This window comes from Kaistella sp. SH40-3 (assembly GCF_030686865.1).
Lineage (GTDB): Bacteria > Bacteroidota > Bacteroidia > Flavobacteriales > Weeksellaceae > Kaistella.
In genome coordinates, this window is the sequence record NZ_JAQYUS010000007.1 from 35,901 (window position 1) to 61,772 (window position 25,872).

A 25,872-nucleotide genomic window follows, 5' to 3' on the forward strand; every position below is an offset into this window, starting at 1 on the left:
TTATAAATTTTCAATCATTTTATTTTCGAAATCCATCAATTTCAGGATTTGTTCTTTTACTTTTTGTCGTGCACGCATCAGATTTACTCTGACAGCATTTTGTTCCATTTCCAAAATTTCAGAAATCTCCGCAATATCGAAATCTTCTACATCTTTCAAATGAATTACGGCTTTCTGTTTTCCCGGAAGTTCATTAATAAAACCGATAATCTGATCTTTCATATTATTAGATTCTACTTCATGAATTTCACTTCTGTGTTTTTGAAAATCTGCAAAGCCCATTTTCACGTCTTCGTGTTTCAATCGGTTCAGACATTCATTTTTCACCGACTTCATCGCATAAGATTTCAAATTTCCGAAACTCGCCAGATCTTCTTTTTTCTGCCAGAATTTCATCATCAAATCCTGCACAACATCTTCCGCTTCGTCACTGCTAATCACGAATCTTTTCGCAAAACGATACATCTCATCCTTGAGACAGAATACCGTATTTTTAAAGATTTCGTGGGTCATTGTTTTGTTTCTATAAGTAAGACAACTAATTTCGGGATTATATTACATCAAAATAAAAAAAACTTCAAAATAGTTTTTGAAGTTTCATTTTTCTCAAAATTGTTTGGGAATAATTCTCTTTATTTGGGCAGACATTTCCGCCTTCCACTCCCGCTTTTTTGCTTTAGAAGATTTGTTAATCAATAGAAATTTCAGTCATGCAAAAAGAGCTCCGTTCAAGTCGGGCTGCAGATTAGGATTTTACTTCTTTAGATGTTTGTTGTGAATTTGTTTCAAATTTTCACTTCTATTGAAATTTTGTACAAAACCGCTTTTCTCACCCATTTTAAGTTCAGTTTTAAGAATAGATTTCTTGGTATTTAAATTTTTCATGATTGAGTTTTTTTACTTGGGATTAAGTGAAATTCAAATCTACAAATCCGTCACCTTCTTTTCAATTTTATAAACCGTTCCCCGAAAAGTTGCTACCAAAACTTTATGCTGATTCGTAATCGAAATATCGTAAACTCCAGTTTTTCTGGTATCGGAAATGAGAACGCTTTCCGCCGTTAAAGTATCTCCCAATCGAATTGCTTTAGTAAAGTTCATGGAACAATGTAGCGCAACCGAAGCCTCATTCGTATTATTACTAGAAAAAGCCAAGGCAGAATCCGCAAGAGAAAAAGTTACGCCGCCGTGAACCGTTCGCAATCCGTTGATCATTTCTTGTTTTACAGGCATTTCAATCAGACAATATTTCTCGCGAACTTCGATGAGTTTTATTCCCATCCATTGTGAGAAGTGATCCTGATTGAGCATGTATTGAGCGAGTTCGTGTGGAGTCATGGTTTTAATTTGATAATTTTAAAAATGAAAATATAATGGGCGAAATTTTTTTTAAGTTGCGGGATTTAATTTCTTTATTTAAGGAATTCACCTGAGAAAGTAAAGGTAAAGTAATGACCGGCAACAGAAAAACAGGAATAAAACTGCCAATTGATAATTTGGCAAATTCTTTAAAGAAAAAGATATACAGTAATGCTACAATCGAGAGAAAACAAACGACATACATTCCGATTAAAACTCCTTTTAAGAGATCTCTTTGTTTAATTAATTTTTTATCTGACCAGTCAGAAAGTTCGTTCTTTTTATCCATAGATTTATTTAATTATTACATTTTACGAAGTAAAGGACTTTGTCTGTATCTTTCCTCCTGATATTCATTGTAAAGATTTTGCAAAGTTTCAGAAACTTTATCAAACCCAATATCAAATCCCCATTGCAGCAAACCTTTTGGGTAATTCACGCCTTTTTGCATGGCTAATTCGATGGCTTCGTCGTTGGCGATTCCCAGTCGTTTGGCTTCTACGGCTTCGTTGATTAACATTGATAAAATTCGCGTGAAGATCTCCTGGTACAATTCTTCGTCTTTTTCGGGAGCGGGTTTTTGAGCATTTTCAGAATAATCGTAAAAACCTTTTCCCGTTTTTCTACCGTGTAATTTTGCCTCGCTCATTCTTTGTTGAAGCAAACTCGGTTTGTATTTTGGATCGAAAAAATAATCTGCATAAACCGTTTTTGTTACAGAGAAATTGACATCAATTCCAATGAGATCCATCAATTCAAAAGGTCCCATTTTGAAATTCCCCAAAGTTCGCATCGCATCATCAATCTGTTCTGGCGTGGCAATATTCTCTTCAGCAATTCTCAACGCTTCTCCATAAAACGGACGCGCAATTCTGTTCACAATAAATCCAGGAACATCTTTCGCAATCACTGGAGTTTTTCTCCAACTTTCCATTAACGCCGTAATTTCGTGCGCTAAAGTTTTCTCCGTTAATAATCCAGGAATCACTTCCACCAAAGGCATCAAAGGCGCCGGATTGAAAAAATGAATTCCAATAAAACGTTTCGGGTTTTTTAATTCTGAAGATAGGGAAGTGATCGAAATCGAAGAAGTATTACTCGAAATAATACAGTCATCTGAAACAATTTCTTCTAATTGCTGAAAAACTTTCGTTTTGATTTCTTTATTTTCAATAATGGCTTCAATGACCAGATCACAATCTTTAAAATCCGAAAGTTCCGTACAAGGTTTTATTTTAGAAAAAATATCTTCACTTTTTTCTGGCGATATTTTTTGTTTTTCAACCAATCTGTCCAGAACCTTTTTAAGACTTGTTAAAGATTTTTGTATCTGTGCTGAATTCGCATCGTACAAAAAAACGTCACAACCGGAATTTGCTGCAACTTGTGCAATTCCAATTCCCATGGTTCCAGAACCGATAATTCCAATTTTATTCATTGTTCTATTTTTTGTAAAAAGTAAAATGTCGGATGTAAGAAGTATTTTATATTTTTCTTTGTACATCCGACATTCTACAATGTGCTATTTACCTTTATATTCCGGTTTTCTTTTTTCCAAAAATGCTGAAACTCCTTCCATGAAATCTTCTGATTCGGCGGCTGTTTGTTGCAATATTCCTTCTACATCCAGTTGTTGACTCAATGTATTATCATAAGATTCGTTGAAGGCTTTTTTTGTTAAGGAAATCGCTTTCGTCGGTAGATTGGAGATTTGTTCTAAAACGCCCATCGAATTCACCATAAAATTTTCATCTTCGAAAACATCGGCAATTAATCCTAAATCTTTTGCTTCTTTTGCAGATAGTTTTTTTCCGGTAAACGCCAAATAATTCGCCTGTTGTCTGCCCAAAAGTTTTGGTAACCAATACGTTCCGCCGGTATCAGGAATTAATCCGATGTTGACAAAAGCCTGTGAAAAATAAGAAGATTCAGTCGCTAATGTAAAATCACAAATTAACGCCAACATTGCACCGGCGCCAACTGCAGGACCATTAACCAAAGATATTACAGGTTTTCTGGCGTTTGCAATTTCTTTCACCAAAGGATTATAATAATCAATCACTATTCTTTGAATAACCCGATCTTCATCCGGATCATTAAAAGACATCGCATCTTTCAAGTTTTGTCCCGAACAGAACGCTTTCCCACGACCTGAAATCACCAGACAACGAACATTTTCATCACGACTTCCATCATGAACAAAAGTTCGAAGTTCAGAAAGTAGAGTTTTATTTAAACTGTTATAAGTTTTTTCGTCGTTCAGATAGGCGATTTGCAGTTTCCCATCCAAGTGAGATTCTATTTCGAGTTGTGTGTACATATTATTAATTTGAGAATTTTAAAATTTGAAAATGTGATTGGATTTTTCCGTTTAAAAAAAGGATTCTAACAAAGATAAACGATTAATTATATTTAAAATAATGCGCTGAATAACGATTTCTTAAATCATCAAATTTACAAATTAGCACATTTTCAAATTGAATTAATGACATTTAAAATAATCGAAAGGTTCCAGACAATCATTACATTGATAACTGGCTTTGCAAAGGGTAGAACCAAATCTACTGATTTGCTTTGTATTGGTCGAACCGCATCTTGGACATTTTTTCGGAACATTTAAATGATCTTCGTGATTTCCTTTTTCTGGTGGCGTAATTCCGTAAACGCGCAGTTTTTCACGGGCTTCGTCGGTAATCCAGTCGGTCGTCCAAATGGGAGAAATTTTGGTAATAACTTTTGCCTGAATTCCTTTTTCTTTAAAGAGTTTAATGATGTCTTCTTCAATATTAAACATCGCCGGACATGCCGAATAAGTCGGCGTAATCACGATCTCAACTTCGTTGTCGGAAATCATTTTTGCTTCCCGAACAATGCCGAGTTCCACAATATTGATAACGGGAATTTCGGGATCCGGAATTTGGGAAAGTATCTCTAATAAGTCTGCTTGATTAACCACGGGATTTATATTTTTTTAACCACAAAAGGCACAAAAGTTTTATGATTATTAAAGTGAATTATGCAGTTGAAAAGTTCATCAAAGGGCAATATCAATAATTTTGCAACTATCAACTATCAACTATCAACTATCAACTATCAACTATCAACTAAAATTACCAGGCGCAATTCGGATAAGTTCTTTGCATATATTGCAATTCACATAAAATATAACCGAAATATTCGGTGTGATAACCAGTTCGGGAACCTTTTTGCATAAAGTCACTTTCTGGAATTTCTATGCCGAAATTCTGGAAATCTTCAGTAACTGTTTTTTTCCAAAGTTCATAAATTTCTTTTCCGTTTGGAACAACTTCTAATTTTGCTAAATCTTCTTCGCCCGGAGTTTCTGCAAACATTCCGGCCGTATATTCCCAAAGATTTTCAACCGCGTTTTTCAAACGGGTTTTGCTTTCCTCGGTTCCGCCAGCAAACATTTTAATCCAGGTTGAAGTATGCGTATAATGGTATTTTACTTCTTTCAAAGATTTTTCCGCAATTGCAGAAAGTTGTTCATCGCTGCTTTTCATTAATTCCGTGTAAAGAATTTTCTGATAAACCGAAAAGAAATAAACTTTCAAAAGCGTATTTGCATAATCACCATTCGGAAGTTCCGACAACTGACAATTCAGATATTCTTTTTCCAAACGCAAAAATGCCAAATCGTCTTCTGATTTTCCAAGATCCTGAATTTGCGCGGCGTATTTATAAAAATTATTAGACTGTCCGAGATAATCTAAAGCGATATTCGTCAAGGCGATATCTTCTTCCAGATAAGGTCCCTGTCCGCACAATTCGCCCAACCTTTGACCAAAAATCAAAGTATCATCGGCTAATTTTAAAGTATAATTAAAAAGTGGATTCATTTATTTTAAAGATTTAAGAGCCAAGAACCAAGAACCGAGAATTAAGGTCTTGATTCTTGGTTCTTGATTCTTGTTTCTAAGAATTTACATGTTTTTCACATCATTCGGAATTTCATAAAAAGTCGGGTGGCGATAGAGTTTATCATCGGCCGGATCGAAAAATGCTTCTTTATCAATTCCTTCCGAAGTCACCAAATATTTACTCGGAACGACCCAAATTGAGGTTCCTTCCATTCTTCTGGTGTAAACATCTCTTGCTGCCTGTAATGCCATTTCCGCCGTTGCTGCCTGCACAGTTCCTGCGTGTTTATGGGAAAGTCCCGGTTTTGTCTGGATAAAAACTTCCCACATATCTAAGTTGCTCATTGATCTGAATTTTATGGTTTAAAGATAAGATTTTTTTAAAACTTTTCACCGTCAATGTAAACGGATTCCGCTTTTAAACTTCCCTGTTGATAAAGCACATTTTGGAAATTATCTGTTTTAAAAATAACAAAATCTGCTTTCTTTCCTTTTTCTAAAGTTCCACGATCTTCTAAATTCAAAGCAAAAGCCGATCGGAAAGTAATTCCCGCTAAAACTTCCGCCGTCGATAATTTTTCGAAAGTCGCTAAAATACTCGCTTGGGTAATTAAATTTCCCATCGGTGCAGAACCTGGATTCCAATCCGAGGCGATGGCGAGAATTCCATCTGCGTCTAAAATTTTTCTGGCTGGCGTAAACTTTTCTCCTAAACCTAAACTTGCGCCCGGAAGTGCAGTTGCAACCGTTTCAGATTTTGCTAAAAACTCAATATCTTCATCAATTGTTGCTTCCAAATGATCCGCTGATTTTGCACCAACTTCTACGGCGATTCTCGAACTTCCTGACGTAAATTGATCCGCATGAACGGTAATTTCAAAACCTAATTCTTTTGCTTTTAATAAAAATGCTTTGCTTTCTTCTGGAAGAAATGCGGATTTTTCAATGAAAATATCAACTCGATTTGCGAGATTTTCTTCTTTTACTTTGGGTAAAATTTGATCTAAAATATATTGTAAATATTCCTGCGAACTTCCTTCAAAATCTCTGGGTTTTAAATGGGCAGAAAGACAAGTCGGAACCAAAGTCGCTTTTGTAAAAGTTTGTGCTTTTTTAATGACACGCAACATTTTCAGTTCGCTTTCAACATCTAAACCGTAACCGGATTTTATTTCAATCGTCGTAATTCCTTGTGATATCAGAAAATTAATTCTTTCTAAAGTTGTTTTTAATAATTCTTCCTCGCTCGCAGATCTTGTATGTTGAACGGAACTCCAAATTCCACCGCCACTTTCTGCGATTTCTAAATAGGTCTTCCCGCCATTTCGCATGGCAAAATCATTGGCGCGATTTCCACCAAAGCAAATATGCGTGTGAGAATCTGTAAAGGCCGGCAAACAAATTTGTTCCTCTTGTATATTTTCGATTTCTATATTTGGAAATTGTTCTTTTAAATCTTGGAAAGAATTAGCGGTTTCAATTTTCCCATTTTTAATTAAAAGTCCGCCCTCATTGATGATTTCGAGTTGATCATCTGAAAGTTTTCCACGCAACGGAAGATTGGCAAGCGTTACAATTTGTTTGAAAGGACCGATTAATTTCATGAGGATAGTTTTTAAAATATTTTCAAATTTAAAATAAAAGACTTTAGGACTTGGAAAAAATTATAATTGAATTTTTTCAACCACAAAAGTAACAAAAGAGAAAAGCATAAAAATAGTCCGATTAAAGTTCAAATAGGCAGAACGCTTTTGCATCACCTTTTTTTATCTTTATGAGAGATTGTTTATCTTCAAAATTACTAGAAACTTTTGTGACTTTTGTGGTTTATTTTTTCGTAATGTATTAATAAAGAGTGTTTTACTAATGAATTGAATAAATATCTAACTGGTCTTTTTTAAATGACCAAAAACCATTTTTGAAAGTGGTATAAACATTAATCCCGCAAAAATAAAAGTGATAAATGCTTTTTGCAATCCAAAGGCACTTGCAAGATAACCAATAATCGGCGGGCCTAAAAACATACCGACCGTAGAATACGTGCTGATAATCGAAATCACAATTGGAACCGAATATTTTTTTGCTTTACCAGCGAGAATAAATGTCATAGGAAAAAGTCCGGAAACACCAAATCCTACCATGCAAAATCCGATGAGAACGGGCACCAAAAAGGGGAAAAGCGTTGCTAGAAGAACTCCCGAAACGATAAGAACTGAACTTGTGATGAACAGTTTTTGCATTCCAAATCGACTCATCAAATTATCGATGGTTAATCTGGAAATCGTCATACATACCATGAACAGTAAATATCCGTATGTGAAAACTTCCTGGTTAACAATTTCTTTTAGATAAACGCCGTTCCAGTCGTACATTCCACCTTCACAAACTGCGGCGAAAAAGACGATGAAACCAAGTAAGGAAATGTATTTGCTGGGTTTTTGAAATTTGAAAGGATTGCTTGTTTTCGCTTTATCATTTTTAATCAGAAACGGAAACATGCCGGTAATTATTAAAAGACCAAACAGCATAATCATTAGAAAGTGCCAGAAGATCGAGACTTCGTATTTAATCATAATCGTTGAGAAAAGGACACCGGCAATACCACCAATGCTCCAAACGCCATGAAATTTTCCCATGATTCTCTTTTCGAATTTTTCCTGTATCGAAAGGGATTGTGTATTAATTGCGACGTTAATAATCCGGAGGGCGATTGAAAATACAACAAGGGAAATTACAAGTCCAACCAATGAGAAACCCCAACCAATTGAAAATAAAGATAACAGAAATAGTACGCTGGCAAATTGTAGAGGAATTCGGCTGTCATACTTTGCGACCAGCCATCCCGAAAGAGGAATTCCGATAATGGCGCTTGCAGGCATAATCATTAAGAGATTTCCTAAATCTCCTTCCGTAAGATTAAAAATTGCTTTGATGGTGGGGATTCTGGAAGCCCAGGTAGAAAAACAAAGTCCCGATAAAAAGAAGTAGGCAGATAAAGCAGTTCTTTGCTTTTGAGGTGTTGAAAACATATTGGTGCAAAATTAAGACTTTTATTTTTTGGTGTTTTGGATTTTAAATAAAAGTTTAAAGAAGAAAAAACAATGCTCGGTTTTATTATTTTAATCAAAAATATAAGAATATTTCCGTTCTAAAATTTTCTATCTTTGAACAAATTTATATAAATGACCGATTTTTTGCATCCCGATCAAGAAAATTTCTCCGAGGATGAATTGATTTTAGAAGAAAAAATCCGTCCGCAGAGTTTTCAGGATTTTGCGGGACAGCGCAAAACTTTGGATAATTTAGAAGTGTTTGTTGCAGCGGCGAAAAACCGTGGCGGCGCGTTGGATCATGTTCTTTTGCACGGTCCACCCGGATTGGGGAAAACGACTTTAGCACATATTATCGCGAATGAATTGGGAGTTGGCTGCAAAATAACTTCGGGTCCTGTTTTGGATAAACCCGGAAGTTTGGCCGGATTGCTCACGAATTTAGAAGAAAATGATGTTTTATTTATCGATGAAATTCACAGACTTTCTCCCATTGTAGAAGAGTATTTATATTCGGCGATGGAAGATTATAAAATCGATATCATGCTCGAAAGTGGTCCGAATGCGAGAAGTGTTCAGATCGGACTAAATCCTTTTACTTTGGTTGGAGCAACTACGAGAAGTGGAATGTTGACCAAACCGATGTTGGCAAGATTCGGAATTCAGTCGAGATTAGAATATTATACGATTGAACTTTTGGGAATGATTATCGAAAGAAGTGCAAGAGTTTTAGATGTTAAAATCTATGAAGATGCCGCTTTGGAAATTGCCAGAAGAAGTCGTGGAACACCCAGAATTGCAAATGCACTTTTGAGAAGAGTTCGGGATTTTGCGGAGATTAAAGGAAATGGCGAAATTGAAATTGAAATTACGAAATTTGCTTTGAACTCATTGAATGTTGATGAATTCGGACTCGATGATATGGACAATAGAATTATGCGCGTGATGATCGAAAATTTCCGTGGGAAACCGGTGGGGATTTCTGCCTTGGCAACTTCGATTGGAGAGAATCCGGAAACTTTGGAAGAAGTTTATGAACCGTTTTTGATTCAGGAAGGTTTTATTATTCGAACTCCGAGAGGAAGAGAAGTGACGGAGAAAGCATATAAACATTTGAATATTTCGATTCCGAAAAGACCGGATGAACTATTTTAGACTTATTTTTAACGCAAAAGACGCAAAGAAATTTTAATATATTTGTTATTATTTGGTCGCAAAGGCGTTTCACTTAGCCAAGGCTTGAGTAGATATCTTAAAAGTAAATACTTGAAATATGAATGAAAATGAAATTTCAAAAGTTGTATTTGAGTCGGGGTTAAAAATTCATCGTAAACTTGGAATTGGACTGTATGAAGCAGTTTACGAAGAATGTTTGGTTTATGAATTAAAGAGAAAAGGTTGAAAAGTTGAAATGCAAAAAGACATTCCAGTTGAATATGAAGGATTGATTATTGAAAAGGCTTTTAGATTGGATTTATTAATTGAGGATAAAGTAATAACAGAGATTAAAACAGTTTCTGAGATTAATAGTTATCATACTTATCAACTTTTAAATTATTTAAGAATTACAGGATTTAAATTGGGAATGATTTTAAACTTTCACTCATTATTGTTTAAAGATGGTGTTAAAAGAATAGTCAATAAATTATAGACGTTACTTTGCTGAGTGAAACGCCTTTGCGTTCTTAAAAGGTAAAGTGTATATAAGAAATCCTTTGCGCATCTTTGCGTTAAAAATATATCAAGATAAAAAATTAAAATTTTATGAAACTCTATCCTATACAGTGCGGAAAATTTAAATTAGATGGTGGTGCCATGTTTGGTGTGGTGCCGAAAACGCTTTGGCAACGGACAAATCCGGCGGATGAAAATAATTTGATTGAATTGGGGACACGTTCACTTTTGGTGGAAGACGGTAAAAAACTGATTCTCATCGACTGTGGTTTGGGGAATAAACAAGACGATAAATTCTTTGGACATTATTCCCTTTGGGGCGATGATACTTTGGATAAAAACCTGAAAAAATATGGTTTTGTAAAAGAAGATATTACAGATGTTTTTTTGACACACCTTCATTTTGACCATTGTGGTGGTGCAATTGAGTGGAATGACGACAGAACCGGTTACAGACCTGCTTTTAAAAATGCAAATTTCTGGACGAACGAAGAGCACTGGAAATGGGCAACTGAACCTAATCCGAGAGAAAAGGCAAGTTTTTTGAAGGAGAATATTCTGCCGATGCAGGAAAGCGGACAGTTGAATTTTTTGCCAACTCCGAAAAGTGGGAATTACGGTTTCGCTCCGGATTTGAAAATGGATGTTATTTTTGTTGACGGACACACCGAAAAACAAATGCTTCCCGTGATTCAGTATCAGGAAAAAACGATAGTTTTTGCGGCAGATTTAATTCCGACGGTTGGGCATATTCCACAGGTTTATGTGATGGGTTATGATACGCGACCACTTTTGACGATGGAAGAAAAAGCGAAGTTTTTGAAACAATGTGTGGATAATGAATATCTGTTGTTTTTTGAACACGATGCGCACAACGAATTGGCGAGTTTGAAAATGACGGAGAAAGGAATTAGACTAGATGAAACCTTTAGCATGAATGAGGTTTTTGGTTACTAAGATTAGAATATTAAATTAAAATTATGATAGAAGAAGAAGCTGAACCCGAACCCAGGGAAAATACAAAGATAATTGGAATAACCGGTGGAATTGGCTCCGGAAAATCAACCGTATCGGAACTTATAGAAGATGCAGGTTATCCTGTGTATTATTCAGATATCCGAGCGAAAACGATTGTTAATGATAATGCGGAACTTAAGCAGAAAATCAAAGAATTGTTAGGTGAAAAAGCCTACGATGAAAATGGTTTTTATGACCGGAAATATGTTGCAGAAACTGTTTTTGAAAATGAAGAATTGCTGTTAAAACTTAATTCATTAATTCATCCCGCGGTAAAAATTGATTTTGAAAAATGGGTCAGTCAGCAAACCTCACCTTTTGTATTTAAAGAAACAGCACTTTTATTTGAGTTAAAATTAAATAAGAGTTGCTACAAATCTCTTCTGGTAACTGCCGATGATAACTGTAGATTGAAGAGAGTAATGGATCGTGACAACAAAACTTATCGCGAAGTTGAAACCATTATGTTGAGACAAATGCCAGAAAAAGACAAAGTGAAATTAGCCGATTATATTATTTTTAATAATGATGGTTTAGAAGAACTGGAACAAGAAACTAAAAAGATATTGGCCGAAATTGTATCTTTATAATTAAAGTTTCTCTTAAAATATAAAACCTGAATTCAACACGAATTCAGGTTTTTTTTGTGAAGTTTTGTTATGTTGCTTTTGCAGACTTCTGATTCACTTATATTAAAATAAAGCGTTTGCCTTTTGCAATTAAAGAATTTTAGATAGTTCCGTAATTCCTTAACAACTCCATTACTCTCTGGTTTTAACCAAAACCCAACCTGTTAATTTTGTTATGGTTGCTGAGCCTGGTTCTTGCCATTGTAGAACATACCAATAACTGCCAGTCGCTACGGTTTTCCCAGAAGATTTTCCGTTCCAAGAGAAACTGTTATTCTTGTCACCTTTGAATACAGAAACGCCAAAACGATCGAAGATTTGTAAGAATGGATTGTCTTTTCGAAGCAAATCAGAATAGTCAAGAATATCATTTTTGCCATCATCATTTGGCGTTATTACGTTTAGAATCCTAAGAATATTAATACCCGTTGTTACCGGAATACATTGATCTTTAGAAATAACATAAATGGTATAATCTCCCACCGGAATATTGGTGAAAATATTCGAAGTTTGATAATCAGATCCGTTGATTGAATATTGATAAGGCGAATTTCCGCCAGAGACTAATACGGTAACGGTTCCGCCCTGAATTTCAACGCCTGTAATTTGTGGTAAGGGAACTGCTTTTACCGAAATATTTTGACGATATATGCAGCCAGCAGCATTGGTAAGATCAACCCAATATTCGCCAACTCCCACTGATGTTTTTTGAGAAGTTTGATTGGTACTCCATTTTATACTTCCAGGCGCAGCGTAACCTGGACCTGCATCTAAAGTAGTGGTTACATTTGGACAGATATAGATTGGGGAGTCAAATAAAGTTGTTGATTTTGTTGGAACTTTGATGGTTAAAGTTAAGGATCCAATTTGGTCACAAACTCCGTTTTTATGGAAACGCAGATAGTAAGTTTCAGCATTGGTAATGCTTACTTGACTTGGTATTGAACCTGTGTTTTTTTGAGCATCACCTAAAGTTTTAAAGTACGTGGCTGTTACTCCGATTTCGGTTGTAAATTTTGAAAGGTAGTTGCTTAAGTAAATTGTTTTAGTAGCATCAAAATCATCATCACATTCAGAATCGAGGTGTAATGTTTTAATTAAATTCAGTTTTGCTCCGACTTTAAAGTCGATGATTTTTGTTTCAGTTGGGCAGAATGCTGAAATAGTTCTTACATGAACCGTGGTGTTTGCAGAATAAGTCCAGTCATCTGGTAGAAGTGGGACGAAGGTTGGCGACAAAGAATATTCAACCGTGAATAAAGCAGCGTTCTGGATGATAGTCGGCGTTATTGTTGAAAATTTAACTGGAATATTTCCATCAAAATCATCATCACAAATTGTTGCATTATAAGTCGCAATATTCCATATAGGTTTTGCTGATTCAACAACAGAAACATCTTGACGATAAACGCAACCAGATGCATTGGTAAGATCAACCCAGTAATTTCCAACTCCAACATTAATGGTAGTTGCATTTGAACCTGTGCTCCAAAGAACATTTGTGTAATCATTTCCTACATTCAGGGGAGTTGTATTTCCTTCACAAACTTTAACAGTTGGAGGAAGTGTTGTTGATGGCGTAGATGCTTTAAATAAAATATTCAAAGTTCCCAGTACATCACAATTTCCTGTTTTTGAAAATCGGTAATAGAACGTCTCATCTTCAGTAATAATTTGTGCAGCAGGAACCGAAGTGGTATTGTTTTGGGCATTCGCTAAAGTGGAAAAATATTTTACGGTTGCAGTTGGTTCAGTTGTAAAGAGATTGGTGTAGTCACTCAGAATAATATTTTCGATATTGTCCACATTATTATCACAAACGGTAACGTCAATTGAATTGGTAACATTAAGTTTGATTCCAGTTTTTAAAAAGATTTCTTTAACAATTTCTGGACAACCATTTTTCGGTTCAACTCTGATCCAAATTTTAGTATTTGAAGGGAAACTGAAAATACCAGAGATATTTTCTGTTAACGATCCTGCGTTTGCCTTGATTTCAGTATCATAATAACGTATAACATAATCGGCTGGAATTTGTAAAACAAATGGCGTAATCGTGGTTAGATCAACTTTATAAATACCGTCAAGCACGCCATCAATATCTTCGTCGCAATGCGTTTTTACATATAATTCAGGTTTAACCTCGGCGGCTAATTTTGATTTAAGTTCAATTTTCGCAATTGCAATACAGCCATAACCATTTACCAGTCGCACCCAAACAAAACGATCTGGGGTAGTGATGCTGGAGAAATTACTAATCACTTCTGAAGCGATTTGATTTTGTGCACCGTTTAAGGTTTCATAATATACTTTGGTAACTGTAGCATCTGGTGAAACTTGTGCTAAACTAAGATTGTAAGTAGCAATTCCGGTGAGGGAACATTCATTCAAAACCTTGTCGTAATGTTCAATTTGATTCAGGTTGATTGTTGCCTGCACGGTTTCACAGTCGGGTATTGTACCATTTCCACAGAATGAGAATTTAAAAGTATCAGCGCCTATAGCATTAACATTTGCAGTATAACTGATGGTTCCATCGGGATTGATTACGACAGTTCCTTTGGTAGGCGGAGTATCAATTTTAAGGGTTGAAATATTTACACTTTGGGTGCTTAGTGCAAAAATCGGAGTGACTGTCTTTTCGGTACAAGTGGTGTAATTATAATTTGTAAAAGTAGTACAGTTGTAGAATTTAAAATCACGGGTTTGTATTTCATCACAAGAACCTTGTTTTACCTTTACAGCATAAATTCCAGCTTGCGTTGGAATGTATTGAAAAGTATTGTTAATTCCTGAAGCAGGAACATAAACTCCCCCAATTTTTTCTAACCATTCGTAAGAATCAAAGCCTGCTGTTATTTCTAGTTTTACGCCTGGGAGGCACTCTCCTTCTGTTTTTAAAATTAAGGGTATTGACGAGAATCCGGCGAAATAACCACCGTATCCCACTGCGTCATTTCCAGCAGAAATCCCTGCCGTAACTGCATTAGAAGAGAATATTGCAATATTGCCTGTGATATTAGGAATAGAATACGTGACCCAAGCATTATTTCCGCTTACATCAAACGGGCCATTATTTATATTTAATGCCAGTGATACTCCATTCCGTTTTACGTCAACGGTCGCTCCTCTTTCTGTAATGATATTAAGTTTTGTAGGAACTGTTAAACTATAACTAACATTATTTGAAGAATATTCGTTTTCTTCAATCTTTCCGATTTCATCAATTTTTTTAGGTAGATAACAGTTTAAAGGTGGAATGTAATTAAATCCGCCCGTTGCTTCTGGCGATGAAATTGCTCCCGCTAATAATTGATAAACATATATATTTTTAGTTGCTTTAATGAACATATTATAATGCCCAGATCCTTGATTGAGATAAGCAGAAGTATCAGTGAGGTAATATTGACCAGCATTTAATGTCGCAGAAGGCGTTGTCCCGTTATTAATATAAATTTGTGTGTTGTTTTCTGTAGCCAAAATTAATCCCTTTTCCATGCTGGAATTAGTATTCCCATTTCCTTTCATCAGCACAAACTCTTGTCCTAGTTTATCAACGGGAACTCCCTGGTCCATTAAAATATCTGAAGAACTTCCGTAGTTTCCAGCATATTGACCATTGAAATTACCATTGGCAATTATAATTGGTTTATCAGAAACTATTTTTGCCCCGATATAACCAGTGAAATTTTGGGAATATTCTCCAGTTCCATCGATAATATAAGACTCTCCTTTATTAAGTGTAAATGTAATTTGGGTTCTATTGACATAATCTGAGAATACAATATTAGACTGAAAATCGGTGATGGTAACTTTCGTATTATCTTCTGTCGCCATAATACTGTTCATAAAATTCAGATAATCATTGTAAACGGTTATAGGAGCCATGACCGCTCGAAATTCTGTTCCTAAAGCCGCGGTACCTTTAGAAGTTTGTATCTCTCCGTGATTTTTAATGGAAAATCGCAGACTCGCGAAAAAGGGTTTGTCACCCTTTAAATAAATACCCATAGCAACTGGTCGAAACAAATCAGACTGATTTTTAGTTATAATTTTACTTCGCTGATTATTGGGAATGCTATACTTTACAGGATTGTTTTTACTGATGTTTACCGTAGCAATTATGATATTGTTATGATAAATTTCAACTTTGAATGGAATCGTTTCATTAGTTGACATATATATTGATTGATACTGCGAGCCATTTCCTACACGATCGACCATGGGGGCAAACCAGTGTTCACGGTCGAGTTGTGCAAAAGATGTAAAGTAAATTAAGAAAAATATAAAGAGTAGTAATTTTTTCATATTGAATACATGGTTTCCTTGCAAATGTAATATTTTTTAACAAAAATTAATAAAAATTAGCATATCCGTAACATATTTTATTTGCTGTTAGCGATGTGATATTTTTTTATCATCTGTTTTTAATTTATGGATTTTTGTTTATTTATACAATCCCATTATTTCTAAATATTTCAAAATGTATTTTAATAGTAACTTTGTGCTTATTTTTAAATTATGAAAAAGTTATTTTCTTCCCTTTTACTCTTAAGTTTTTTTCTTTTTTTTGCCCAAACAGATACTGCCCAAGTCATTAACCTCGACCGAAAAAACGCTGTTGAAGTGATTTCAAAACCTTACGTGATTTTAATTTCTGCTGATGGCTTCCGGTATGATTATGCTGAAAAATATAAAGCAGAAAACCTTTTGAAACTTGCGCAATACGGAGTTTCTGCAAAAGCGATGTTACCTAGTTTCCCTTCGATCACTTTTCCGAATCACTGGAGTTTAATTACCGGTTTATATCCTGCGCATCATGGTTTGATTGATAATTATTTCTACGATTATCAAAAGAAAAAGTTTTACGCCATGAGCAATAAAGAAGCAGCCGAAGACGGAACGTGGTACGGCGGAACACCACTTTGGAGTTTGGCTGAAAAACAGGGAATGCTTTCTGCCTCGATGATGTGGGTTGGGTCTGCTAGTGATGCTGGTGGAGAAAGACCAACTTATTATTATCACTACCACGAAAAATTTACACCGAACGAAAAAGTAGATAAAGTCGTTGACTGGCTAAAATTACCGGAGGATCGTCGTCCGCATTTTATTACCTTGTATTTTCCGGAAGTTGATGCGAGTGGACATCATTTTGGTCCAGATACTAAAGAAACCGAAAATGCTGTTCATTTGATTGATGACGCCGTCGGAAATTTAGTAGAAAAAGTAAAACAACTGGGATTGAAAAATGTGAACTTTATTTTTGTGGCCGATCATGGAATGATAAAAGTAGATGTTGAACATCCGATTGCTATTCCCGAAATGCTTTTTGATAAATCCCGATTTGATTTTTATAATTCACAAACTTTAATGAGGGTTGTGGTAAAAGACCCCGCAGAAGTACACTCGGTTTACAAAGAATTAAAGAAAAATAAAACTTCAGATTACGATGTTTTTCTGAACAAAAGATTTCCAAAGAAATTAAATTTTTCCTTGAAAGACGATCGTTATAACCGAATCGGACAAATTATCGTCGTTCCAAAAGCACCGAAAATATTTTTAGAAAAAGGAAAGAAAACTTCTCTGGGAAAACACGGTTACAGTCCGTACGAAGTTCCGGAAATGAAAGCAACATTTATCGCATTTGGACCCGCCTTTAAAAATGATAAAAAAATAGGGGAGTTTCAAAATGTAAATGTTTATCCGATTGTGACTGATGTTTTAAAATTGAAAATGACCGAACCAATTGATGGGACACAGAAAGTTGCGAAAGAAATCTTAAAGTAAAAACAAAAAAATCCGGCTGAAATTTAACCGGATTTTCTGTTTTTATAGTCTGTATTGATTAGCGACATACTTTTGTGAACTTATCAGAAAGATGGTTTCACGCTAAAGGAATTAAAACTAATGTGACTTATGTGTCAAAAACCACTAGAGTTATCACGCACAGATTCCACAGATTTTTTGTGAACTTATGAGAAGCATAATTTTCACTTTAATAAAGAAAAAACTTTTGTGCCTTTTGTGGTTTAAACAATTAGTCCTTCAAAGACTGCATATCAATCACAAATCGATAACGGACATCGCTTTTCAACATTCTTTCGTATGCTTTATTAATATCTTGCATGTTGATCATTTCGATTTCCGGTAAAATGTTGTGTTCACCACAGAAATCGAGCATTTCCTGCGTTTCTTTAATTCCACCAATCACAGAACCGGCAACTGATCTTCTTCCTAAAATCATCGGAGGAGTGAAAAGAGCATCTTCCATTTTCCCGATAAATCCTACCAAAACTAATGTTCCACTAATATTTAAAGTAGATAAATAAGGATTGATATCGTGGTCATAAGGAACGGTGTCGATAATCAAGTCGAATTTTCCCGCAGCGGCTTTCATTTCATTTTCGTAGGTAGAAATTACAACAGCATGAGCGCCTAAATCTAAGGCATCCTGAATTTTATCCGGACTTCGTGAAATCAAAGTAACTTCAGCACCTAAACCTCTGGCCAATTTAATTGCCATGTGACCTAAACCGCCCAGACCAACGACTGCAACTTTACTTCCTTCTTTTACATTCCAGTGTTTCAGCGGAGACCAAGTCGTAATTCCAGCACACAATAACGGTGCAACTGCTTTTAAATCTAAATTTTCCGGAATTTTTAGAACGAAATCTTCAGTAACAACAATCTTTTCAGAATAGCCACCAAAGGTTTGCTGGTTTAAATATTTATCATGTCCATTGTAAGTTCCCGTGGAACCATTCAAACAATATTGTTCTAAATCCTGTTTGCAACTTTCGCATTCTTTGCAGGAATCAACCAAGCAACCAACTCCGGCTAAATCACCGACTTTAAATTTGGTTACTTCTGCACCAACTTTCGTAATTCTTCCCACAATTTCATGACCGGGAACTGCGGGATATTTTGTGCCGCCCCAATCATTTCTGGCGGTATGAAGATCGCTGTGGCAAACGCCACAATATAGAATTTCAATTTCAATATCCGTTGGTTTAACTTCTCTTCTATCGATGGTCATTTCTTTTAAATCATCGTCTTTAGAAATCGTTCCGAATGCTTTTATAATCCAGTTATCGCTCATTTATTTTTATTTTTATTGACACAAAGATAGTTTCTTGATTAGAGAATTTATGTTAACGAAGTACTAAATAATTCTTTGAACTCTCTTAAAATTTATTCCTCCGGTACCCAAACAGAAACATTTCCGGCCGGAACTGGAAAATTCCCCCAACCTTTTTCGTCAATGATTACTTTTTCATCAAACCATCCAAGAAAATCATGAAAAGTTTGTCCAGCATATTGTGCACCCATTTCCATAGGTTTATTATACGCTTCTTTATTACTCAAAACTACGGCGCATCCTTTATGTTCGCCGTCACCTTCCCGAACCCAACCGAGACAGTTGGCGTCTTCAAAATAATCACGCTGATTTCCGTACGCAAATAACTGTCGGGCTTTTAACAATTCTTCAATTTTTTCTACTTTATCTAAAAAGATTTCCTGATCGTTGCCTTCCTTATCTTTATCGGTGTAATGAGCGCCAAATAAATCGGGATAGAAAATACAGGGATAACCGTCTTGTCGCAATAAAATTAAAGCGTAGGCCAAAGGTTTAAACCACTTTTCTACGGGCGCTTCCAGTTCCTGTAAAGGTTGCGTATCGTGGTTATCAACCAATGTCACCGATAAAAGTGGATTGGCTAAAGTTAAGGTGTTATCAAATATTTTTCGCAAATCATAGTCAGCACCTGCCAAAGAGGCCTCGTGAAAATTATGATGCAGAGAGGAATCAAATAAACTCATCGAACCTTCGGTGGCTTCTATATATTTTTCCAGAAGAGGTAATTCTCCGGGAGCCCAATATTCACCGACAGCGAAAATGTTTTTGCCTGTATTCACGCGTAAGGTATAAAGCCATTCCTGGTAAAATTCGGGTGATTGATGTTTCACCGCATCCAGACGGACGCCATCAAAATGAATTTGATCGTGATACCATTTTCCCCAATTATTTAATTCTTCGCGAACAAATGGATTTCTTTGGTCAATGTCATTGTACATCAAATAATCGTAGTTTCCTTTTTCGTTGGACACCATTTCTTCCCAACCTTCGCCATGATCGTTAATGATTTGGAAGATACCGTCTTCCTGACCTTCAGCATAATCAACGCCGGTAAAGCATTGAAAGTTCCATTTGAAATCGGAATATTTTTCACCTCTTCCCGGAAATGTGAATTTGGTGTACGATTCAATTTCAAAAGGTTCAGATAAATTCTCCTGCCTGTTTTCCGGATTGACTTTTACCGCATGAAATTTTTCTTTCTCGTCACCTCCCGCTTTGTGATTCAGCACAATGTCAGCAATTACCGAAATTCCGTTTTCCTGTAAAGTTTTGCAGGAATTTAAGTATTGTTCTTTCGTTCCATATTTTGTTGGAACGGTTCCTTTTTGGTCAAATTCTCCTAAATCAAATAAATCATAAGGATCATACCCCACAGAATAACCACCACCTGCACCTTTGTAAGCGGGCGGAAACCAAACGGCAGAAACTCCTAATTCCTTTAAATAAGTTGCTGAATCTTTAATCTGATCATACAATTGTGAATTTCCATCAGAATACCAATGGAAAAATTGAATCATGGTTGGGTTCATCGTTTATAAATTTTGAAATGGAGGAGCAAAAACTATCCCGAATTTGATTATTAATAAGTATTCCTTTATAATTCAAAGATAGTATATTATGAAGTTTTTCTTTTTTAATGGAGAATTGAATTTTTGCTCTGTGGATCTTGCTCTGATTTATGCTTGATTTTTTAAAAAATTACTTTTTAAAATCACTGAATTTAGCTCAGGTTTAAGAAGTATTATAAATAAGTTAGGAAGAATTTTTAACCTTAAAAGATGGTTCGAAACCTCTCACCATTAAAAACAAAAAAAGCCGCAAAAATTGCGGCCTTAAATTAATAAACTATTAAAAAAAAACTATTTGTTTGCAACAATATTCAGTTCAAGATCAACTTCCTGAGAAATCATCCAGTCTTTTGGATCACCTTCTGCGCCATATGCTAAGCCCCAATCTTGTCTGTTGATAGTGAATTTGGAAACTAAATTTATTTTATCCGCAGTGATATGAACTTTCGCCGGGAAAGTAACATTTACAGTTTTATCTTTGATTGTTAAATTTCCGCTCACCTGTTTGTTTGCTCCTTCTACTTTGCTTTCTGTACCTGCAGGAAGATCTTCTACTTTGGTAATGTCAAATTTCACACTTGGGTATTTTGCAACATCGAAGAAGTCTACACTTTTCAAATGCATGTCAAGATCTGTAGAAGTTTTTCCTTCGGTGGCTGCAGGATCTACTGAAGTTGAATCTGTAGTTAAGGTATTAATATCAGAAACCAGACTTCCGGAGATAAGATTACCATTTTCTACAGAAAATAAACCTGTTGTTTTGGTTGTTCCAAATCTTGGGTTTAAGCCGCCTTTGTGGTAAGCAGTCCATTTTACCATGCTACTGTCTGTATTCACGTTGAAGGTTTCTTCGCTGTGTTCAGCCACGGTTTGTTCTGTAGTAGAAGTAGCGGTGTCTGTTTTTGATTCCTTACATGATACTACAGCAAGAGCCACTGAAAGCGCCAACATTGATACTTTTTTCATTTTTAAATATTTAATTGTTATCTGGGTGCAAAAATAAAGCACCCAAGCGAGGGGGAGATTGACCTATGATAAGAAGTGCCGGATAATTTCAAAAAGTTCCAGTTTGGGATAGGAGAATTCTTGTCGAATGTAGAAAACCGTCTAAAAAAAATAGTATTTCGACTACGGGAGAAATTTTTTACATTATTTTTTAATGATGCGGTTTTTCTTTAGAAGGTAAATTAATTTAATCTTTACGGAGTTGATTTTGAATTCAGCCCTAGTCAAATTCCTCAAAAGGTATTTTCAACTGCACCGAAATCTGTTTCTTCTCTTGCGTATTTAAATTAGAAAGTGATAATCCCAGCAAACGAACCGGTTTATCAAAGGGTCGGAGTTCCCAAAGTTTTAGTGCAGTTTCATAAAAGTCTTGCGCATTATCATAATAAACTTCCTGCGTTTTGCTTCTGGTATAAACCGCGAAATCTTTATATTTTATTTTCAGAGTTAAAGATTTTCCTTTGATCTCTTTCTTTGAAATTCGGGTATGCAGATCTTCGCTAATGATTTCTAACTGTTTAAAAACCGATTCTTCGTCTACCAGATTTTCCCAGAAAGTTTCTTCTACAGCGACACTTTTTTGAATGCGGTTTGGTTTCACTTCGCTGTTGTGAATTCCACGAACCACGTTGTAGTAGTAACTGCCTGATTTTCCAAAAAGGCGCACCAATTCTTCCAGTGATTTTTCCTTTAGATGTAAACCTTTAAAAATATGAAGTTCGTGCATTTTATTGGCCGTTACTTTTCCGATTCCGTAGAATTTTTCAATCGGTAGTTCTTCCATAAATTCCAATATTTGGGTCGGATGAATGGTTTTTTGTCCGTTGGGTTTCCGATAATCAGAAGCGACTTTCGCCAGAAATTTATTGACCGAAATTCCAGCCGAAGCAGTAAGACCGGTTTCATCGAAAATACGCTGCCGGATTTGTTTGGCAATTTCCTGTGCAGATTCAATTCCTTTTTTATTCTCAGTCACGTCAAGATAGGCTTCATCTAAAGAGAGCGGTTCGACTAAATCGGTAAACTCATAGAAAATTTTTCTGATCTGTTGCGAAATTTCTTTGTAGCGCGCGAAACGCGGTTTTACCACAATTAAATGCGGACATTTTTCCATCGCAATTCTTCCAGGCATCGCAGAACGGACTCCAAATTTTCGGGCTTCGTAACTTGCTGCGGCAACAACGCCATACATTCCTCCGCCCACTGCTAAAGGTTTTCCTCGAAGTTCAGGATTATCATGTTGCTCCACAGAAGCATAAAACGCATCCATATCAACATGAATTATTTTTCGGTCGGTTTGCATGGTGCAAAATTAGGGAATGAGGGTGGGAAAAGAAGACTTTAGAATAAGATAAACAGATTGGAATTTTATAAAAAACTGATTTCAAGATTAAAACTGATTTATTTAAAGGATCTTAATATTTTTATATTTAAAAATTATATTTTATTCAATGTTAATAATTACAAATCTACAAAGTATATTTATTTGTGAAATGATTACTAAATCAGGTGTTTATAATGTTTAATTTGGATGTCAGAATGACTTTCACCTAAATGACGTAAATTTGAATTTCAAAAAAACTCAAGTAAAACAAAATAATATGACCGACGATAAATTAGCAGTCCTCATCGACGCGGACAATGTTCCCTATAAAAATGTAAAAGAAATGTTGGAGGAAATTTCCAGAAATGGAACCCCAACAATTAAAAGAATCTACGCCGACTGGACGAAACCCACCGTTTCTGGCTGGAAGAATGTTTTGCTCGAAAATGCAATTACACCAATTCAACAATACAGTTACACGACCGGGAAAAACTCCAGCGACAGTGCTTTGATCATTGATGCGATGGATATTCTGTATTCTGAAAAAGTGGATGGCTTCTGTATTGTTTCAAGCGATAGTGATTTCACCAGATTGGCAACAAGACTTCGGGAAGCCGGTATGAATGTTATAGGATTTGGCGAAAAGAAAACGCCGAAACCTTTTATTTCTGCCTGCGATAAATTTATTTATTTGGAAATTTTAAATAGTACAGATGATTCCGAAAAAGATTCAGAGAAAGATTCAGAGAATACAGTAACGAAGAAAACTGAAAAAGTAAAACGAAAAAAAGAACCACTCAGTAAAGTGGATTCCAGAACCATAAAATTAATTACAGAAAGCATCAACGATTTGGGTGATGAAGATGGCTGGACTTTCCTTGGGAATCTTGGCAGTTTTATCATTAAAAAGAAACCGGACTTCGATCCACGAAACTTTGGATTTGCGAAACTGTTACCTTTAATTAAAAGCATCGGGAAGATTGAAATTGATGAGCGCGAAACCGGTGTGAATAATATCAGACATATTTATGTGAAAGTGAAATAGTTTGCGCGTCAATATTTTGTTTTTAAAATTTTTAAAACAGCATCAAAGATACAGGACTAATAATTTCCGAAGGGAATCTTAATTCTCTAAATTCCTTAACCGAAATCTTAATGGTTTAATCCTTTCATTTTTAAATCGGAATTTTTAAGATAATCATTACTACTTTGAAAACAAAAAAACGCATCTCCGAAAAGATGCGTTTCTCTATTTATATTGTTGATGAAAACTAAGCGTTATAATTTTTCACCAAACCTTTTACAATTTTAATGACGTTCGGCATTGCTTTATCCGCGGCCTGTAAAACTTCTTCGTGAGAAACGGTTAAAGCAATATCTGGTCCGCCAACATCCGTAATAATTGAAATTCCAAAACAATCCATTCCCTGATGTTTCGCTACAATCACTTCCGGCACAGTACTCATTCCAACAGCATCTCCACCGATGGCGCGAATCATTCCGTATTCTGCCGGCGTTTCGAAAGTTGGTCCTTGCAAAGCAACATAACAACCTTGGTGCGCTTTAATGCCTAGATCTTTAGCAACATTCGCCGCTACTTCAATCATTTTTTTATTGTAAGGTTCACTCATATCCACAAACCGCGGGCCGAGTTCGTCGATATTTTTCCCACGCAATGGATGTTCCGGCATCATGTTGATGTGATCATTAATAATCATCACATCGGCGACATTAAAGTCCGGATGTACGCCACCAGCAGCATTTGATAAAATCAGATTTTTAATTCCCAATAAATGAAAAACTCGGAAAGGGAAAACTACGGTTTGAATATCGTGACCTTCATAATAATGAAATCTGCCGCTCATCATCAACACTTTTTTACCTTCAAGCGTTCCGTAAATTAATTGACCACCATGTCCGGCCACAGTTGTTTGTGGAAAATTTGGAATTTCAGGATAATTTAAAACATGAATCGGCTCTACTTCATCCTTTAATTTTCCCAGACCAGAACCTAAAACGATTGCAAAATCAGGCGTATCCTGAATAATGTTTTTAATGAAACTTGCGGTCTCTTTAATTTTTTCTAACATAATCTAATATAATTTGATTAAAATCTTCCTTTCTGTCGATGTTCACATTGATAGGCCAATAGTAAACAAGGTCTCTAAGGTAATCAAAAGTTTTCAGTCTTACATAGTCTTTTTCAGTCGTAAGAATGAGTTTGTATTCGCCCAGTTTCTTATATTCTGCTACAATATTTTTAATGTCCTGATCAGTAAAATTATGATGATCTCTGAATTTCAAATGTTTTACTTTTTTAGAGAATCTAGATAGATGTTTAAGCAAAGGTTTCGGATTTGCAATTCCGGTAATTAACAGAATATCGTAGTAATCCAGATTATTATCCGGAAGCATTTTATCTCTTGAATAAACGTTTTCATCATAACCAATACTCGAAAAGAAAACTTTCTGGTAATGTTGAGGTTTAATTCTCGAAATATAATATTGCTTTTTCTCGTCCGTTAAATCTTCCGGACATTTAGAAACCATGATTATTTGAGCACGTTTTGCTCCGCTTCGACTTTCACGTAAATCTCCTGCAGGTAAAAGAAAATCTTTAAAATAAGGATCGTTATAATCCGTCATCAAAATATTGAATCCAGGTTTTATGGCTCGGTGTTGATAAGCGTCGTCTAATAATAAGACATTCAGATCCATATCGCCAATCATCTTTTTTGCACCTGGCACTCTTTGTTCCGACACACCGATAACAAAACGATTTTTGAACCGTTCAAAAAGTTGCATGGCTTCATCGCCCACCGTTTTGTAATTGCTGTCGTAGTTCGTGATTCCATAACCTTTGGTCACTCTTCCGTAACCTCTGGACAGAACTCCGGTTCGGTAATGCTTAGACAGTAAATCTGCGATATACATGACCATTGGCGATTTTCCGCTTCCGCCCACCGAAAGATTACCGACATTAATTATCGGAGTTTTAAATGTAGTCGATTTATAAATTCCCCAGTCATACATTGTGTTTCTAACGGCAGTTACCAAATGATAACCCAGGGAAAAAGGGTAGAGATACCATCTTTTCATAGTGGGCAAAATTACGAATTTTTAACAGTAAAGGAAATAGTAAAAACCTCATTTTTATAACTTCCGTGGTTTTATTGAAAGATTGCTGTTGATGATATAAATTTCCTAATTATAGCCGTGGTTTTTAA

23 protein-coding genes and 1 pseudogene are annotated in these 25,872 nt (G+C 35.6%); 6 read left to right on the forward strand and 18 right to left on the reverse strand.

Going from position 1 to position 25,872, the window contains the following annotated elements; translation table 11 throughout:
• The 11 genes from PUH65_RS11560 to PUH65_RS11610 form a co-directional block, all read right to left on the reverse strand.
• A complete protein-coding gene (locus PUH65_RS11560; RefSeq protein WP_305520157.1) occupies positions 1 to 513 on the reverse strand; it encodes an RNA polymerase sigma factor in 513 nt (170 codons plus the stop codon).
• 240 nt (positions 514 to 753) lie between these two features.
• On the reverse strand, positions 754 to 885 hold the full coding sequence (locus tag PUH65_RS11565; protein ID WP_305520158.1) for a hypothetical protein: 132 nt from the start codon (positions 883 to 885) through the stop codon (positions 754 to 756).
• Positions 886 to 924: 39 nt separating this feature from the next.
• Positions 925 to 1,338, reverse strand: a complete 414-nt coding sequence (locus PUH65_RS11570; RefSeq protein ID WP_305520159.1) for a PaaI family thioesterase — start codon at positions 1,336 to 1,338, stop codon at positions 925 to 927.
• Between the two features lie 4 nt (positions 1,339 to 1,342).
• Positions 1,343 to 1,648, reverse strand: a complete 306-nt coding sequence (locus PUH65_RS11575) for a hypothetical protein (RefSeq protein WP_305520160.1) — start codon at positions 1,646 to 1,648, stop codon at positions 1,343 to 1,345.
• 15 nt (positions 1,649 to 1,663) lie between these two features.
• Complete coding sequence (locus tag PUH65_RS11580; RefSeq protein WP_305520161.1) at positions 1,664 to 2,797, reverse strand: 3-hydroxyacyl-CoA dehydrogenase NAD-binding domain-containing protein; 1,134 nt, start codon at positions 2,795 to 2,797, stop codon at positions 1,664 to 1,666.
• Positions 2,798 to 2,881: 84 nt separating this feature from the next.
• Positions 2,882 to 3,679 carry an enoyl-CoA hydratase-related protein gene (locus PUH65_RS11585; RefSeq protein WP_305520162.1) on the reverse strand — a complete coding sequence of 266 codons (798 nt, stop codon included), beginning with the start codon at positions 3,677 to 3,679 and terminating at the stop codon, positions 2,882 to 2,884.
• A 162-nt stretch (positions 3,680 to 3,841) separates the two neighbouring features.
• Positions 3,842 to 4,315 (reverse strand): 1,2-phenylacetyl-CoA epoxidase subunit PaaD, encoded by a 474-nt coding sequence (gene paaD / locus PUH65_RS11590; protein WP_305520163.1) that lies wholly within the window; start codon positions 4,313 to 4,315, stop codon positions 3,842 to 3,844.
• 154 nt (positions 4,316 to 4,469) lie between these two features.
• Positions 4,470 to 5,219, reverse strand: a complete 750-nt coding sequence (gene paaC, locus PUH65_RS11595) for a 1,2-phenylacetyl-CoA epoxidase subunit PaaC (RefSeq protein ID WP_305520164.1) — start codon at positions 5,217 to 5,219, stop codon at positions 4,470 to 4,472.
• 84 nt (positions 5,220 to 5,303) lie between these two features.
• On the reverse strand, positions 5,304 to 5,585 hold the full coding sequence (gene paaB / locus PUH65_RS11600; protein WP_125024240.1) for a 1,2-phenylacetyl-CoA epoxidase subunit PaaB: 282 nt from the start codon (positions 5,583 to 5,585) through the stop codon (positions 5,304 to 5,306).
• A gap of 35 nt (positions 5,586 to 5,620) precedes the next feature.
• Positions 5,621 to 6,844 (reverse strand): imidazolonepropionase, encoded by a 1,224-nt coding sequence (hutI, locus tag PUH65_RS11605; protein WP_305520165.1) that lies wholly within the window; start codon positions 6,842 to 6,844, stop codon positions 5,621 to 5,623.
• A gap of 279 nt (positions 6,845 to 7,123) precedes the next feature.
• Entirely contained in the window at positions 7,124 to 8,269 is a 1,146-nt protein-coding gene (locus PUH65_RS11610) for an MFS transporter (RefSeq protein ID WP_305520166.1), read from the reverse strand.
• A 153-nt stretch (positions 8,270 to 8,422) separates the two neighbouring features.
• Here PUH65_RS11610 and ruvB point away from each other — a divergent pair, with 153 nt between their 5' ends.
• The 4 genes and pseudogenes from ruvB (at position 8,423) to coaE (ending at position 11,571) form a co-directional block, all read left to right on the forward strand.
• Positions 8,423 to 9,445: a Holliday junction branch migration DNA helicase RuvB gene (gene ruvB, locus PUH65_RS11615; RefSeq protein ID WP_305520167.1), complete on the forward strand. Its 1,023-nt coding sequence runs from the start codon at positions 8,423 to 8,425 to the stop codon at positions 9,443 to 9,445.
• 118 nt (positions 9,446 to 9,563) lie between these two features.
• Positions 9,564 to 9,941, forward strand: a pseudogene (locus PUH65_RS11620) (GxxExxY protein).
• Between the two features lie 113 nt (positions 9,942 to 10,054).
• The gene (locus PUH65_RS11625; protein WP_305520168.1) at positions 10,055 to 10,921 is read left to right on the forward strand and encodes an MBL fold metallo-hydrolase; all 867 of its coding nucleotides are present in this window, start codon (positions 10,055 to 10,057) and stop codon (positions 10,919 to 10,921) included.
• Between the two features lie 23 nt (positions 10,922 to 10,944).
• Positions 10,945 to 11,571: a dephospho-CoA kinase gene (gene coaE / locus PUH65_RS11630; RefSeq protein ID WP_305520169.1), complete on the forward strand. Its 627-nt coding sequence runs from the start codon at positions 10,945 to 10,947 to the stop codon at positions 11,569 to 11,571.
• A gap of 171 nt (positions 11,572 to 11,742) precedes the next feature.
• Here the strand turns inward: coaE and PUH65_RS11635 are convergent, their stop codons facing one another.
• The gene (locus PUH65_RS11635; RefSeq protein WP_305520170.1) at positions 11,743 to 15,918 is read right to left on the reverse strand and encodes a gliding motility-associated C-terminal domain-containing protein; all 4,176 of its coding nucleotides are present in this window, start codon (positions 15,916 to 15,918) and stop codon (positions 11,743 to 11,745) included.
• Positions 15,919 to 16,131: 213 nt separating this feature from the next.
• Between PUH65_RS11635 and PUH65_RS11640 the strand changes: the two genes are divergently transcribed.
• Positions 16,132 to 17,397: an ectonucleotide pyrophosphatase/phosphodiesterase gene (locus PUH65_RS11640; protein WP_305520171.1), complete on the forward strand. Its 1,266-nt coding sequence runs from the start codon at positions 16,132 to 16,134 to the stop codon at positions 17,395 to 17,397.
• Positions 17,398 to 17,647: 250 nt separating this feature from the next.
• Here the strand turns inward: PUH65_RS11640 and PUH65_RS11645 are convergent, their stop codons facing one another.
• The 4 genes from PUH65_RS11645 to dinB form a co-directional block, all read right to left on the reverse strand.
• Positions 17,648 to 18,709 carry an NAD(P)-dependent alcohol dehydrogenase gene (locus tag PUH65_RS11645; RefSeq protein ID WP_305520172.1) on the reverse strand — a complete coding sequence of 354 codons (1,062 nt, stop codon included), beginning with the start codon at positions 18,707 to 18,709 and terminating at the stop codon, positions 17,648 to 17,650.
• 92 nt (positions 18,710 to 18,801) lie between these two features.
• A complete protein-coding gene (locus PUH65_RS11650; RefSeq protein ID WP_305532424.1) occupies positions 18,802 to 20,265 on the reverse strand; it encodes an alpha-amylase in 1,464 nt (487 codons plus the stop codon).
• 342 nt (positions 20,266 to 20,607) lie between these two features.
• A complete protein-coding gene (locus tag PUH65_RS11655; protein ID WP_305520174.1) occupies positions 20,608 to 21,282 on the reverse strand; it encodes a YceI family protein in 675 nt (224 codons plus the stop codon).
• Positions 21,283 to 21,541: 259 nt separating this feature from the next.
• Positions 21,542 to 22,624 (reverse strand): DNA polymerase IV, encoded by a 1,083-nt coding sequence (dinB, locus tag PUH65_RS11660; protein WP_305520175.1) that lies wholly within the window; start codon positions 22,622 to 22,624, stop codon positions 21,542 to 21,544.
• Positions 22,625 to 22,922: 298 nt separating this feature from the next.
• Here dinB and PUH65_RS11665 point away from each other — a divergent pair, with 298 nt between their 5' ends.
• Positions 22,923 to 23,690, forward strand: coding sequence for an NYN domain-containing protein (locus PUH65_RS11665; protein WP_305520176.1), 768 nt, complete (start codon positions 22,923 to 22,925; stop codon positions 23,688 to 23,690).
• A 226-nt stretch (positions 23,691 to 23,916) separates the two neighbouring features.
• Here the strand turns inward: PUH65_RS11665 and PUH65_RS11670 are convergent, their stop codons facing one another.
• Together PUH65_RS11670 and lpxK are read right to left on the reverse strand one after the other, a co-directional pair.
• Entirely contained in the window at positions 23,917 to 24,735 is an 819-nt protein-coding gene (locus PUH65_RS11670) for a purine-nucleoside phosphorylase (RefSeq protein WP_305520177.1), read from the reverse strand.
• The gene (gene lpxK, locus PUH65_RS11675) at positions 24,719 to 25,744 is read right to left on the reverse strand and encodes a tetraacyldisaccharide 4'-kinase (RefSeq protein WP_305520178.1); all 1,026 of its coding nucleotides are present in this window, start codon (positions 25,742 to 25,744) and stop codon (positions 24,719 to 24,721) included. Before lpxK ends, PUH65_RS11670 begins: the two co-directional genes overlap by 17 nt.
• Between the last annotated feature and the right edge of the window lie 128 nt (positions 25,745 to 25,872).